Source organism: Mesorhizobium sp. ESP6-5 (assembly GCF_020164695.1).
GTDB lineage: Bacteria > Pseudomonadota > Alphaproteobacteria > Rhizobiales > Rhizobiaceae > Mesorhizobium > Mesorhizobium australicum.
Genome location: NZ_JAIUGR010000004.1, coordinates 65,983 through 78,178 on the forward strand (window position 1 = coordinate 65,983; position 12,196 = coordinate 78,178).

14 protein-coding genes are annotated in these 12,196 nt (G+C 64.6%); 7 read left to right on the plus strand and 7 right to left on the minus strand.

Features of this window, described 5'->3' with window-relative positions; translation table 11 throughout:
* The first annotated feature begins 10 nt into the window (after positions 1-10).
* Entirely contained in the window at positions 11-196 is a 186-nt protein-coding gene (locus LB524_RS07275) for a hypothetical protein (protein ID WP_224524787.1), read from the plus strand.
* A 51-nt stretch (positions 197-247) separates the two neighbouring features.
* Here the strand turns inward: LB524_RS07275 and LB524_RS07280 are convergent, their stop codons facing one another.
* The 4 genes from LB524_RS07280 to tauA all read right to left on the minus strand — a co-directional run bounded on the left by LB524_RS07280 (position 248) and on the right by tauA (position 3,205).
* Positions 248-436, minus strand: coding sequence for a hypothetical protein (locus tag LB524_RS07280; protein ID WP_224524791.1), 189 nt, complete (start codon positions 434-436; stop codon positions 248-250).
* A 19-nt stretch (positions 437-455) separates the two neighbouring features.
* Positions 456-1,316 (minus strand): ABC transporter permease subunit, encoded by an 861-nt coding sequence (locus tag LB524_RS07285; RefSeq protein WP_224524794.1) that lies wholly within the window; start codon positions 1,314-1,316, stop codon positions 456-458.
* Positions 1,313-2,086, minus strand: a complete 774-nt coding sequence (locus tag LB524_RS07290; protein WP_140619854.1) for a taurine ABC transporter ATP-binding protein — start codon at positions 2,084-2,086, stop codon at positions 1,313-1,315. The genes LB524_RS07285 and LB524_RS07290 overlap by 4 nt, the downstream gene beginning before the upstream one ends.
* A 111-nt stretch (positions 2,087-2,197) precedes the next feature.
* On the minus strand, positions 2,198-3,205 hold the full coding sequence (tauA, locus tag LB524_RS07295; RefSeq protein ID WP_224524796.1) for a taurine ABC transporter substrate-binding protein: 1,008 nt from the start codon (positions 3,203-3,205) through the stop codon (positions 2,198-2,200).
* Positions 3,206-3,838: 633 nt separating this feature from the next.
* Between tauA and LB524_RS07300 the strand changes: the two genes are divergently transcribed.
* The 4 genes from LB524_RS07300 to LB524_RS07315 all read left to right on the plus strand — a co-directional run bounded on the left by LB524_RS07300 (position 3,839) and on the right by LB524_RS07315 (position 9,150).
* On the plus strand, positions 3,839-4,327 hold the full coding sequence (locus tag LB524_RS07300; protein ID WP_140619852.1) for an RrF2 family transcriptional regulator: 489 nt from the start codon (positions 3,839-3,841) through the stop codon (positions 4,325-4,327).
* Positions 4,328-4,358: 31 nt separating this feature from the next.
* Positions 4,359-5,702, plus strand: a complete 1,344-nt coding sequence (locus tag LB524_RS07305) for an FAD/NAD(P)-binding protein (RefSeq protein ID WP_140660307.1) — start codon at positions 4,359-4,361, stop codon at positions 5,700-5,702.
* 842 nt (positions 5,703-6,544) lie between these two features.
* Positions 6,545-7,984 (plus strand): pyridoxal-phosphate dependent enzyme, encoded by a 1,440-nt coding sequence (locus LB524_RS07310; RefSeq protein ID WP_140619846.1) that lies wholly within the window; start codon positions 6,545-6,547, stop codon positions 7,982-7,984.
* On the plus strand, positions 7,981-9,150 hold the full coding sequence (locus LB524_RS07315; RefSeq protein WP_224524798.1) for a trans-sulfuration enzyme family protein: 1,170 nt from the start codon (positions 7,981-7,983) through the stop codon (positions 9,148-9,150). The genes LB524_RS07310 and LB524_RS07315 overlap by 4 nt, the downstream gene beginning before the upstream one ends.
* Positions 9,151-9,247: 97 nt before the next feature.
* Here LB524_RS07315 and LB524_RS07320 read toward each other — a convergent pair whose 3' ends face one another.
* Together LB524_RS07320 and LB524_RS07325 are read right to left on the minus strand one after the other, a co-directional pair.
* Positions 9,248-9,436, minus strand: a complete 189-nt coding sequence (locus LB524_RS07320) for a hypothetical protein (protein ID WP_015314719.1) — start codon at positions 9,434-9,436, stop codon at positions 9,248-9,250.
* 7 nt (positions 9,437-9,443) lie between these two features.
* Complete coding sequence (locus LB524_RS07325; RefSeq protein WP_224524800.1) at positions 9,444-9,629, minus strand: hypothetical protein; 186 nt, start codon at positions 9,627-9,629, stop codon at positions 9,444-9,446.
* 167 nt (positions 9,630-9,796) lie between these two features.
* Here LB524_RS07325 and rsmI point away from each other — a divergent pair, with 167 nt between their 5' ends.
* Entirely contained in the window at positions 9,797-10,693 is an 897-nt protein-coding gene (gene rsmI, locus LB524_RS07330) for a 16S rRNA (cytidine(1402)-2'-O)-methyltransferase (RefSeq protein ID WP_015314717.1), read from the plus strand.
* 81 nt (positions 10,694-10,774) lie between these two features.
* Positions 10,775-11,152 carry a YraN family protein gene (locus LB524_RS07335; RefSeq protein WP_015314716.1) on the plus strand — a complete coding sequence of 126 codons (378 nt, stop codon included), beginning with the start codon at positions 10,775-10,777 and terminating at the stop codon, positions 11,150-11,152.
* Between the two features lie 118 nt (positions 11,153-11,270).
* Here LB524_RS07335 and LB524_RS07340 read toward each other — a convergent pair whose 3' ends face one another.
* Entirely contained in the window at positions 11,271-12,077 is an 807-nt protein-coding gene (locus tag LB524_RS07340) for an undecaprenyl-diphosphate phosphatase (protein ID WP_015314715.1), read from the minus strand.
* Positions 12,078-12,196 lie beyond the last annotated feature (119 nt).

A 12,196-nucleotide genomic window follows, 5' to 3' on the forward strand; every position in this document is an offset into this window, starting at 1 on the left:
AGATCCGACAATGAGACTGACCAAAAATCTGCTGGCGTTGATTGTGCTGGTGATCGGTGCGTTGTGGTCGCTGCAAGGGATCGGCGTGGTCGGCGGCAGCTTCATGACCGGCCAATCGCAATGGCTCTATATCGGACTCGCCGCCATGCTGGTCGGCCTGGCCGGCCTGGTATGGGCGAACCGTGGGCATGGTTGATTTTCGAGCAAGCGCGCCCGCTGCTGAGCGCGCCGCCCGTGGCGACTGCGTTCACTGCGACCAGTACTGCCAGGCCCAGTAAAAACTCTCGTCGCGAGGTGGCAGGCGATCGCGCCTGGCGCGGAGATGGACCGGCGCCGGCGAGCGCGGGCTGTCGTCACTTGCCGCTTTCTCGTCGGAAGCAAGGCCGAGCAGCCAGGCGCTGACATGGGCAAACAACACAGCGGTGGAATGGGTCATCGTCATTCTCCTTTTCCGATCATTCCCGCCCCGCCCATGGGACCAGCACGCGCTCGATGCGGCGGATGGTGAATTCGAGCACGAAGGCGATGGCGGCGATCACCAATATGCCCATGATCACCACGTCGGTGACGAGGAACTGGGCCGCCGACTGGATCATGAAGCCAAGCCCGCGCGTCGCCGCCACCAGCTCGGCCGCGACCAGTGTCGACCAGCCGGCGCCAAGCGCGATGCGCAGGCCGGTCAGGATCGAGGGCAGGGCGCTGGGCAGGATCACGTGGCGGACCACTTGGCGCCGAGTCGCACCAAGCGAACGCGCGGCGTTGACGCGCTCCCGCGAGACGCCGCGGACGCCCGAGGCGATCGACAGCGCGACCGGCGCCAGCATGGCGATGGCGATCACCAGGATCTTCGACGGCTCGCCGATGCCGAACCAGATGATGACCAGCGGCAGGTAGGCCAGCGGCGGGATCGGCCGCAGGAATTCGAGCAGCGGATCGAAGATGCCGCGCCCCACCGTGCTGATACCTATGGCGAGCCCCACCGGTACGCCGACCAGGATGGCGGCGACCAGCGCGGCAAAGACCCGGCCCAGACTGGCGACGACATGCTGCGGCAGCGTCGCGTCGACGAAGCCGTCGCTGATAACCACGATGAACTTGTTCCACACGGCAAGCGGCGAGGGCAGGAACACCGGCGACACCAGTTGCAGGCGGGCCGACAGTGTCCAGAGCGCCAGCACCGCCAGGATGGTGGCGGCGCTGACCATGCGCGCCGAAACGCCCGTCCGTTTCGCCCGTGGCCTCGACCGGGGCACCGACAGGCCGTCGGTTTCGTCTGTCCTTGAACCGGGCCGTTCGGTGTAGGAGGAAATCGTCATGCCGCCTCTCCCTCGAAGATCGCGTCGGTCAGTTCGCCGCGCGCCGCCGCGAAGGCCGGATCGGCCTTGATGGCGCGAATGGGCTCGCCCGCCGCGTAACGCCTGGAGAAGCCCGGCTCGAAGGTTCGCACCACGCGGCCCGGGCCGGGCGCCAGCACGACGATGCGGGTGGCGAGCACCAGCGCCTCCTCGATGCCGTGCGTCACCATCAGCACGCCGGCATGGCTTGCCGTCCAAAGGTCGAGCAGCGTCGTCTGCATGCGCTCGCGCGTCAGCGCGTCGAGCGCGCCGAGCGGCTCGTCGAGCAGCAGGAATTCGGGTTCGGCGGCGAGCGCCCGGGCAAGTCCGACACGCTGACGCATGCCGCCGGACAGCTCCCAGATGCGTTTGTCGCCGGCTTCAGCGAGCTTGACCAGCGCCAGCAGTTCATCGGCGCGGCGCGCCCGTTCGGCTGGCCTTACACCGCGCAGCCTGAGCGCGAAGGCGACGTTCTCGCGCGCCGTGAGCCACGGAAACAGCGCATCGTTCTGGAACACCACGGCCCGGTCCGAACCGGGCCCGGTGATCGGCTTGCCATTGACCGTGGCACTGCCGCGCGCCGGTATGACCAGGCCGGCGGCGACGTTGAGCAGCGAGGTCTTGCCGCAGCCGGAGCGGCCGACAAGGACGACGAAATCATTCTTGGCAACGCCGATCGACACGTGCTCGACGGCGGGTGCCGGCTGGCCGTCATAGTGGATGGAGATCTTGTCGAGCACGAGATGCGGCATGGGCCCTCGCCGATTGGAAGAATATCCGCCGGCCCCGAAACCGCGCCTCGTCTGCGGCTTCGGGACAGGCTACACGCGGCGTCAGGGAAGGAGAGCCGCGTGTGCGAGGCGTCAGTTCGAGGCCAGCGCCTCGGTGACGTATTTCGAAGTGACGTATTTCGAATAGTCCGGCAGCACCGCGTCGACCTTGCCTTGCTCCTTGAGGAAGGCGGATGCCGCCGCGATCGCACTGACCGTACCGCCGCCGAGGAACTTCCCGGATGCCTGCTGTTCCAGGGTGGGGAAGACATACCCCTTGAGCAGCTCCGGCACCTCTTCCAGCTTGGCGCCGGTGAGCTTGGCGATCGCGGCGGCCTGCGGCGACGACACCGACCAGGCGTCGGGCTTGGCGAGATAGTCCGCATAGGCGGTGCCCGTCACCTTGACGAAGTCGCGCACGGCTTCCGGGTTCTTCTCGGCGAAGTCGGTGCGCACGATCCAGGCGTCGAAGGTTGGCGCGCCCCAGGCGGCGACCTGCGAGGAATCCAGCACCACCTTGCCGGATGTCTTGATCTGGCCCAGCGCTGGGTCCCAGACATAGGCGGCGTCGATATCGCCGCGCGCGAAGGCGGCGGCGATTTCCGGCGGCCGCAGGTTGAGGACCGATTTCGGATCGACATTCTCGTGCTTGAGCGCGGCAAGCAGGCTGTAATGCGTCGTCGACACGAACGGCACGGCGACCTTCTTGCCGGCGAGGTCTGCGACTTTCTCGATGCCGGCGCCGTTGCGGGCGACCAGCGCCTCGGATTGCCCGATCAGGCCGACGACGAAAATGGTCTGGATCGGCAGTTCGCGGCTGGCGGCGGCCGCCAGCGGGCTCGAGCCGACATAGCCGATATCGACCGAGCCGGAGGCGACCGCGGCGATGACATCGGCGCCGGAATCGAATTTGCGCCAGTCGATGCTGGCCTTGGTCGCCTTTTCATAGGCGCCATCGGCCTGCGGCACTTTCGAGGGTTCGACCACCGTCTGGTAGCCGATGGTGATCTTCAGGTCTTCGGCGAGCGCCGGGCTGAGGAAGGCGGCGCCGGCGAGGGCGGCCGACGACAGAAGGAGAATGCGTCGCGAAATGGTGGGCATCAAAGGGCTCCATGAAAAGGGAAAACCGGATTGCATGTCCATAGTTCGCTAATTCCATGGTTCTTGTAGAGTTAAATCCTTCCAAGGAAGGAGAGCTTGTTGAAAAAAAGCCACTGGCGGCGGGCCGCCACGGCGGAAGTGACGGTTGCCGTCGTCCAAGAGCGGCGAGCCCATCAACTTTGCCCGAGGGCTCGACCTCGACCGTTGCAGATACAGACAGGTTCAAACGAGAATTCCGGGTTTTCCCTACCTCCAGCAAACTGATGCTTCGAATGGCACGGAATTTAGAATGAGGTTCCACGTGTCGGAACCTAAGTATAGTAATCTTATGGACATAGGTGCGGGGTGCCGATGACAGGGCATCCCAAGCGTATCGTGGAGATCGCTGGCGTCGTCGGTTCCCAGCCGCGGGCCGTCATGCGAGCAAGCCTGGCGTCTGTGTCCTCGAAATCACAAGGCGGGCCTAAAATCGCCGCAACGAGTTGAAAATCAAGCAAGATTAACCGCAATTGGCTTGTATATCATGTCACTGGAATTTATGTGTCATGGAGGCTTCGGCGCGGCGGGGAGGCACGCGAGGCGTTTCGCAACGGATGGCCTAAGGCCATCGCACGACAGAGAAACGTTCGGTTCATGCTCACCAAAAAAGGCAAGTACGGCCTTAAGGCGCTCGTCCATCTCGCGCACATGCCGGCCGGACGGCTCGCCTTCGTCGGCGATATCGCGACCGGCAACAACATTCCGAAGAAATTCCTCGACGCTATACTGGGCGAGCTGCGCAATGCCGGCTTCGTCCAGAGCCGGAAGGGCAAGGAGGGCGGCTATCGCCTGGCCCGGCCCGCCGACGAGATCAAGGTCGGCCACGTCGTGCGCGTCCTCGACGGTCCGCTGGCTCCGATCCCCTGCGCCAGCCGCACACAGTATCAGCGCTGTGAAGACTGCAACGAGGCGACATGCCAAGTCCGACATCTGATGCTGGAAGTCCGGCAGGCGATCGCCGAGGTGCTCGACCAGCGCAGCCTCGCCGAGATGCGCGACATTGCCGACGACCTCCCGGTCGCGAGGGACGACCTGCCGGTAGTGCGGAACGACCTGTCGGTCGCGGTGAAGGTCCAGGCCTGAAGCCGGCACTTCGCATGGGGCTCGCTTGCGCATGACCGGGCGAACGAACCCGACCCGTTCCATCATCATCGTCGGCGGCGGCGCCAGCGGCGTCGTGCTGGCCGCGCATCTGCTCAAATCGCCCAATCCGGACCTGCGCGTCACGTTGATCGAAAAACGCCCGCATTTTGGCCAGGGCATTGCCTATTCGACGCTGCTGTCGGCGCATGTGCTGAATGTCAGCGCCGCAGGCATGAGCGCCTATGCCGACGATCCCGGCAATTTCTGGCGCTGGCTGCTGGAGCGGGGGCTTGCGACACCGGAACAGGCTCCGGTCTATGCGCCGCGCAGCCTCTATGCGCGTTATCTCAAGGAATTGCTCGACGACCTGGAAACGCGCGAGCGCGAGACCGGCCGGCTGCGCCTGATCCGCGAGGAGAGCCTGTCGATCACGCCGACGGCGTCCGGGGTCGAGGTGGCGCTCGCCAACGGCACCAGCGTGGTCGCCCATCTTGCCGTGCTCGCTACCGGCCATGACGAACAGCCCGCGCAGGGCCACGCGATCCGGATGGGCTCGGAAGCCGACACCGCGCTCGATCCAGATAGCCGCATCCTGGTGCTGGGCACGGGCTTGAGCATGGTCGATGCATTCCTTTCCCTGGAGCAGCGCGGCCATCGCGGCGACATCATCGCGGTGTCGCGGCGCGGCCTGCTGCCCTCGCCGCACCGCAAGGGCAATCCGATCAAGCTCGACGTTGCCGACATCCCGCTCGGCACCCAGCTCTCCTATTTCGTCGGCTGGTTCCGCGACCTCATCCGTCAGAACCAGAAGGCCGGCGTCGACTGGCGCGACGTGGTGGACGGCCTGCGCCCCTTCAACCAGAAGATCTGGCAGAACTGGCCGGCCTCGGCCAAGCGCCGCTTCGTCGAGCACACCAAGGCCTGGTGGGACATCCATCGTCACCGCATGGCACCGGAGGTCTACGCCAGGGTGACGGAGGCCGTGCAATCGGGCCGCATCCGGCCGCTCGCCGGGCGCGTCGTCGCCGTCACGCCGGGCGACGGTTTCGCGGTGGAGGTCCAGTCGCGCCACACCCAGCGCCTCGAAACATTCGGCGTCGCCCGCATCTATGATTGCTCCGGTATCGTGCGCGACATCTCGACCTCGTCGAACAGCGTGGTGCGCTCGCTGGTCGACCGCGGCCTGGCGCGACCGGACCCGCTGCGCATCGGCCTCGACGTCTCGGCCAATTGCGAGATCATCGCCGCCGATGGCACCGTTTCGCGAAAAATTCTTGCCGTCGGCCCGCTGACGCGCGGCACCTTCTTCGAGATCGACGCCATTCCCGATATCCGAGTCCAGTGCGCCAGGCTGAGCAAGCGGTTGCTGGGGTAGACAATCCCAGGCGGCGATTGTCTTTGGCAAGTGGTGCCCGCCTTAAGCCGCGAGCGTCTTCCGTGATCGCACCATATTCGGCTGGGCGTAGTCTGGTATTCGTCCTGAGCGGCCCTATGTCGGTCTGAACAACTTCCGTTCTTAACTATAAAACGGCAGGACTAAAGTCTTGCGCGCTAGCAGGCCTTGGTCCGAGGGGTCTTCGAACGTTCCGTGCTTGTCCATTGGACGTTCCATTACTTTAGTCAATCGAGATATACGTGGCTTGATATGGACCGCGGTAATGGGGATGCGAATCGGCCTGCCAAAAGGCGCGATCTTCCTTCCGTCGAGTGACCCAATGCCTCCCCAGCCCGGTTTCGAGCCAGTGCTTTCCTATGCCCTCGGACCAAAAGAATGGCCGGTGCGGGGATGCTTGGGTTGGAAGCAGATCGCACCGGCCATCGCGGGTTAGGCTTCGATTGGGATCGTCCCCCGCACGACCAAGCTACATATATATTAGCTATTGCTCAACTAAGACTGAAGTCCCTCCAGCTACCAGCCGGAGGGATGGCGTTCAGCCCAAATGCCTCACACACGGCGCGCGCGGTCTCGGCGCCGGAAAAATTCTGCTGCCCGGTGATCAGGTTGCGACGCCTTCGCTGGACCGGATCATGCCGCCGTCCAGTCCCACGGCTTGGCGCTGTCTCGCTGGCGTTTCGGTCGGCACCGCCTCGCCTCGCCTGGATGACTGCCCCATGGAATTTCATTCCCCGTCTGGCCACCGGATTGGCACGATCTATCTTCTTTCCAACTGCGATCGGCTGGAAAAGACGCTAGGGTTGACCCATGGAGGCTCCGACATGAGTGAGCATAGAAAAACCACGGCCGACAGTGGCTCCTCGGATAGGGCGCTCTCGCGCCTGCGGCCGCCCTATGCGTCGTTGCTCGATCTGATCGGGCAGACGCCCATCGTCGAGCTGACCAAGTTCGACACCGGAAAATGCCGGCTGTTCATCAAGCTCGAGAGCCAGAACCCTGGCGGCTCGATCAAGGACCGTATCGCGCTATCGATGATCGCGGCGGCCGAAAAACAGGGCAAGCTGAAGCCCGGCGGCACCATCGTCGAGGCGACAGCCGGCAATACCGGCCTTGGCCTCGCCCAGGTCGGCATTCCCAAGGGTTACCGCATCATCCTGGTCGTGCCCGACAAGATGTCGCGCGAGAAAATCCAGCATCTGCGCGCGCTCGGCGCGGAAGTGCGCATGACGCGTTCCGATGTCGGCAAGGGCCATGCCGAATATTACCAGGACATGGCGGAAAAAATCGCCGCCGAACTGCCCGGCGCCTTCTACGCCAACCAGTTCGCCAATCCGGCCAACCCGCTGGCGCATCAGACGACCACCGGCCCGGAGATTTTCTCGCAGCTTGACGGGGATGTCGACGCGGTGGTGGTCGGCGTCGGTTCGGGCGGCACGCTGACCGGGCTTGGCCGCTACTTCGCCGAGGTGTCGCCGAAGACGGAGATGGTGTTGGCCGATCCGGTTGGCTCGGTGCTGGCGCCGCTGATCAAGACCGGCAAGATGGAAGAGGCGGGAAGCTGGACCGTGGAAGGTATCGGCGAGGATTTCGTGCCGCCCAATGCCGATCTGTCTTTGGTCAAGAAGGCCTATTCCATCACGGACAAGCAGAGCATGCTGGCGGTGCGGGATCTGTTGTCCCGGGAAGGCATACTGGCCGGCTCGTCTTCGGGCACGTTGTTGTCGGCGGCGCTGCGCTATTGCCGCGAGCAGACGGTGCCCAAGCGCGTCGTCACCTTCGTCTGCGACAGCGGCAACAAGTACCTGTCAAAAGTGTTCGACGATTTTTGGCTGGCGGAACAGGGACTGGCCGAACACGAACAGCATGGCGACCTGCGTGACCTCGTGATGCGCACTCACCGCACTGGCGACACTGTCTATGTCGGGCCGGACGAGAGCCTGCTCAACGCCTATGGACGCATGCGCCGCTCCGATGTCTCGCAACTGCCGGTGCTCGACAATGGTAAGCTCGTCGGCATCGTCGACGAGAGCGACATCCTTGCCCATGTCGACGGCCCCTATGACGGGCGCTGGGAGCGCTTCAACGGCCCGGTGCGCACAGCCATGACCTCGAACCTGCACACGCTGCAGGCCAGCCAGACGCTGGACGCGCTGCTGCCGGTGTTCGACCGCAACGAGGTTGCCATCATCTTTGACGGCGACGAGTTCGTCGGCCTGATTACCCGCATCGACCTGATCAACCATCTGAGGCGCGCACGATGACAACATCCGGAAAGAACCGCCTGGCGTTTTCGACGCGCACCATCCATGGCGGCCAGAGCCACGACCCGCTCACCGGTGCTGTTATGGTGCCGATCTACGCCACCTCGACCTATGGCCAGCAGTCGCCCGGCGTGCACAAGGGTTTCGAATATGCCCGCAGCCAGAACCCGACGCGCTTCGCCTTCGAGCGCGCCGTGGCCGATCTCGAAAGCGGCTCGGCGGCTTTCGCCTTCGCTTCCGGCCTGGCGTCGATCGCCACGGTCCTCGAATTGCTCGATTCCGGCGCGCATATCGTCGCCACCGACGACATTTATGGCGGCTCGTTCCGGCTGATGGAGCGGGTGCGTAAGCGCTCGGCCAATCTGCAAATTTCCTTCGTCGATTTCACCAATCTGGCCGCGGTTGAAGCCGCGATCCGGCCGGAAACAAAAATGCTTTGGGTCGAGACGCCGACCAATCCATTGCTGCGCATCGTCGATCTCGAAGGCGTCGCGGCGTTGGCGAAGCGCAAGGGAATCTTGTCCGTCGCCGACAACACCTTCTGCAGCCCCTACATCCAGCGGCCGCTGGAGCTCGGCATCGACATCGTGGTCCATTCGACGACGAAATATCTGAACGGCCATTCCGATATGGTCGGCGGCGTCGCCGTGGTCGGCGACAACAAGGATTTGGCCGACCGGCTGAAATTCCTGCAGAACGCCGTCGGCGCCATATCAGGCCCGTTCGACAGTTTCCTGGCGCTGCGCGGTTTGAAGACCCTGGCGCTCAGGATGGAGCGCCATTCCGCCAACGGCCTGAAGATCGCGCAGTGGCTGGAAGCGCGAAAAGATGTGCGCCGCGTCATCTATCCCGGCCTCGCCAGCCATCCCCAGCACGCCATCGCAGTCCAGCAGATGCATGCCTTCGGCGGCATGATCACGGCTGTGCTCGATCGCGATCTTGCCGGCACCAAACGCTTTCTCGAACGCACGCAGCTGTTCACGCTGGCCGAAAGTCTTGGCGGGGTGGAGAGCCTGATCGAGCACCCGGCGCTGATGACGCATGGCTCCATTCCCGCCGAGAAGCGGGCGGAGATCGGCATATCGGATTCGCTGGTGCGGCTGTCGGCGGGGATCGAGGATGGCGACGATCTGATCGCCGATCTGGATCGGGCGCTGGGGGGCTGAGTGCCTTTCGGCTGACCGAGGCCCGTGTTGCTCGCGGGCATGCCCTGCGTCGCGCCTTGCTCCGCCCACGACGATGAACTCGCCGATCTGAACCAGATCAGGCGTCGTGTTTGTGGCGATGCTTTCCGCGGTCTTTCTCGGCGTGGGATTCTCCGGAGCGTACCGGCTTGGCGTTGTCCTTGTCGCGGCGCCCTCGGTGCTGGTCGCCTATCGGAGATAGCGGCACGCCGTGGCGCGCGGTTTTCGTTTCGAGACGGGTGATGAAAATATCGAAGCGATTGGGCATCGTCCGGTCAGTGCTCCGTCGTGCTGTCGGGTTTGTTGTCGGAAAGCCTGACATCCGTCGGCAAGGCAATCGAGGCCTGCTTGGTCAGGCTGGTGTCGTCCCGGGCCGGCAGCCGCTTGTCCTGGCGTGCGGCAATCCGGCCGCGGCCGGCATAGTAGGGCTCGAAAGCGTCCTGTATCGTCAGGCTGTCCATCCTGTCCTCCCTTGGGAATCAGGGGCTAAATCTGCCAAAACCGGTTTCGTTCCCTAGTGTGGCGAAGGAATGGCGATTGCCTTACATCGGTGTGAGTTTTGCAAGCCGGCGCCAGCCATGCCAAATGGGTTTGGCAGGCCAAACAGGGCTGAACGGAGACGGCATCGGTGACTGGCGAGACGGGCAAGCGCAGCTATGTGGTCGGGCAGACCGAGATCGCGGCCCGTCCGCTCGATCCGGCGCTCTATCTGGTGGCGACGCCGATCGGCAACCTCGCCGACATCACGCTGCGCGCCCTGGAGACGCTGGCCGCCGCCGACATCGTCGCCTGCGAGGACACGCGCGTGTCGCGCGTGCTGCTCGACCGCTACGGCATTCGCCGCCGCACCACGGCCTATCATGAACACAATGCGGGCGAGGCCGGGCCGAAGCTGATCGCCGCACTCGAAGCCGGCCAGAGCGTGGCGCTGATCTCGGATGCCGGCACGCCGCTGGTCTCCGATCCCGGCTACCGGCTGGTCGGCGAGGCGCTCGACCACGGCATCCGCGTCGTGCCGATCCCCGGCCCCTCGGCGCCGCTTGCCGCGCTGACGGCGTCGGGCCTGCCGTCGGACGCTTTCCTGTTCGCCGGCTTCCTGCCGGTTAAATCGGGACAACGGCTGGCCCGGCTGGAGGCCCTGAGAGCCGTGCCGGCGACGCTGATCTTCTTCGAATCGCCGCGCCGGCTGGCCGAGTCGCTCGGCGCCATGGTCGAGGCGCTCGGCGGCGAGCGCAAGGCCGCCATTGGCCGCGAATTGACCAAGACGTTCGAGGAGATGCGCACCGGCACGCTGCGGGCGCTCGCCGACCACTACGCGGGGGCCGATACGCCCAGGGGCGAGATCGTCGTCTGCGTCGGCGCCGCCGAGGCCAAGGCCGACGAACCTGAAGACATCGATCGCCTGCTCTTGTCGCTCGCCGCTGAAATGCCCGCCTCCAAGGCGGCGGCGGAAGCGGCGAAAATGACCGGCGGCCAGAAGCAGGCGCTATATCGGCGGCTGCTCGAGCTCAAGGACAGACCATGATCGCGAAAAGCGGAAACCGGTTTTCTCGGACAAACGGTTCCGTTTGTCCAAAAGTCATGGCCGAGCAACGAGAAACCAGCGGTGGCTGAGCGCCCGAGCGCCAGCCGCCAAAAGGCCTACCGGCGCGGTCATCGCGGCGAATGGCTGGCGGCGGCCGCGCTGATGTTGAAGGGCTACCGGATTCTCGCGCGCCGCCACCGCACCCGCTTCGGCGAGATCGACCTGATTGCGCGGCGCGGCGACCTCGTCCTGTTCGTCGAGGTCAAGGCGCGCCGCACGCTGATAGAGGCCATGGAGGCGATCGGTCACGAATCGGAGCGCCGCATCGAGGGTGCTGCCGATATCTGGCTGTCCCGCCAGCCCGACTATGGCAGGCTGTCGATGCGCTTCGACATGGTCGCCGTGCTGCCGTGGCGCTGGCCGGTGCATGTCCCGAATGCGTTTTACGGAAGGAGTTGACAGAAATCCGTGCGAGGCAGCCCCCTCATCCGGCCGCTAGGGGAGAGGTCGGGTTGCCCCGAATTGCCCCTCTCAATTCGGTTGGCAATCCCGGTGAGGGGCCTGCAACAACGCACGTTCAGCCCCAGATCATCAACGCCACCAGCCCGACGATCCCCACCACCAGGCGCCACCAGCCGAACAGCGAGTAGCCGTTGCGCGAGACGTAGTCGAGCAGGTAGCGCACCACGACCAAGGCCGTGACGAAAGCGGCGACGAAGCCGATGGCGATGATCGGCAGATCGGCCGAGGTCAGCACGTTGCGGTTCTTGAACAGGTCGAAGGCGAAGGCGCCGACCATGGTCGGGATGGCGAGGAAGAAGGAAAATTCCGCCGCCGCCCGCTTGTCGACGCCCAGAAGCAGCGCGCCGACGATGGTCGAGCCCGAACGCGACGTGCCGGGGATCAGCGACAGGCACTGGAACAGCCCGATCTGCAGGTAGAGTCTGGTCGGGAACCGCTCGACGTCGCGATAGACCGGCTTGAGGTTCATGCGGTCGACGACCAGCAGCACGACGCCGCCGATGATCAGCATGATGCAGATCAACCGGGGTGATTCGAACAGCACCGTCTTGATGAAGTCATGCGCCAGCGCGCCGATGATCGCCGCCGGCAGGAAGGCGATGAGGATGCCGATGACGAAATGCCGCGTCAGCCGGTCATGCGGCAGGTCGAGCAGCATCTGCCACAGGCGCCGGAAATAGACGCTGAGGATGGCCAGGATGGCGCCGAGCTGGATCAGGATCTCGAAGGCCTTGCCGGTCGACTGGAAGCCGAGGAAGTGGCCGGCGAGCAGGATGTGGCCGGTCGAGGACACCGGGATGAATTCGGTCAATCCCTCCAGCAGGCCAAGCAGCAGGGCTTCGACGATGGTCTGGCTTTCCATTTCTACCTCGGCGTTGGCGTGACGGCTAACAGAATGGCTTGCTTGTCATGGCGCCGAAGTCCCCCTATAGGTCGCAACACCCCTGACGGCCCGCTAGCCGGGCGGCCAAGACTTACCGG

What these genes read in the sequence shown, in the direction of transcription:
- LB524_RS07275 (WP_224524787.1), top strand. Translation starts at nt 11, where the DNA reads ATGAGACTGACCAAAAATCTGCTGGCGTTGATTGTGCTGGTGATCGGT.
- LB524_RS07280 (WP_224524791.1), bottom strand. Translation starts at nt 436, where the DNA reads ATGACCCATTCCACCGCTGTGTTGTTTGCCCATGTCAGCGCCTGGCTG.
- LB524_RS07285 (WP_224524794.1), bottom strand. Translation starts at nt 1,316, where the DNA reads ATGACGATTTCCTCCTACACCGAACGGCCCGGTTCAAGGACAGACGAA.
- LB524_RS07290 (WP_140619854.1), bottom strand. Translation starts at nt 2,086, where the DNA reads ATGCCGCATCTCGTGCTCGACAAGATCTCCATCCACTATGACGGCCAG.
- tauA (WP_224524796.1), bottom strand. Translation starts at nt 3,205, where the DNA reads ATGCCCACCATTTCGCGACGCATTCTCCTTCTGTCGTCGGCCGCCCTC.
- LB524_RS07300 (WP_140619852.1), top strand. Translation starts at nt 3,839, where the DNA reads ATGCTCACCAAAAAAGGCAAGTACGGCCTTAAGGCGCTCGTCCATCTC.
- LB524_RS07305 (WP_140660307.1), top strand. Translation starts at nt 4,359, where the DNA reads ATGACCGGGCGAACGAACCCGACCCGTTCCATCATCATCGTCGGCGGC.
- LB524_RS07310 (WP_140619846.1), top strand. Translation starts at nt 6,545, where the DNA reads ATGAGTGAGCATAGAAAAACCACGGCCGACAGTGGCTCCTCGGATAGG.
- LB524_RS07315 (WP_224524798.1), top strand. Translation starts at nt 7,981, where the DNA reads ATGACAACATCCGGAAAGAACCGCCTGGCGTTTTCGACGCGCACCATC.
- LB524_RS07320 (WP_015314719.1), bottom strand. Translation starts at nt 9,436, where the DNA reads ATGCCCAATCGCTTCGATATTTTCATCACCCGTCTCGAAACGAAAACC.
- LB524_RS07325 (WP_224524800.1), bottom strand. Translation starts at nt 9,629, where the DNA reads ATGGACAGCCTGACGATACAGGACGCTTTCGAGCCCTACTATGCCGGC.
- LB524_RS07340 (WP_015314715.1), bottom strand. Translation starts at nt 12,077, where the DNA reads ATGGAAAGCCAGACCATCGTCGAAGCCCTGCTGCTTGGCCTGCTGGAG.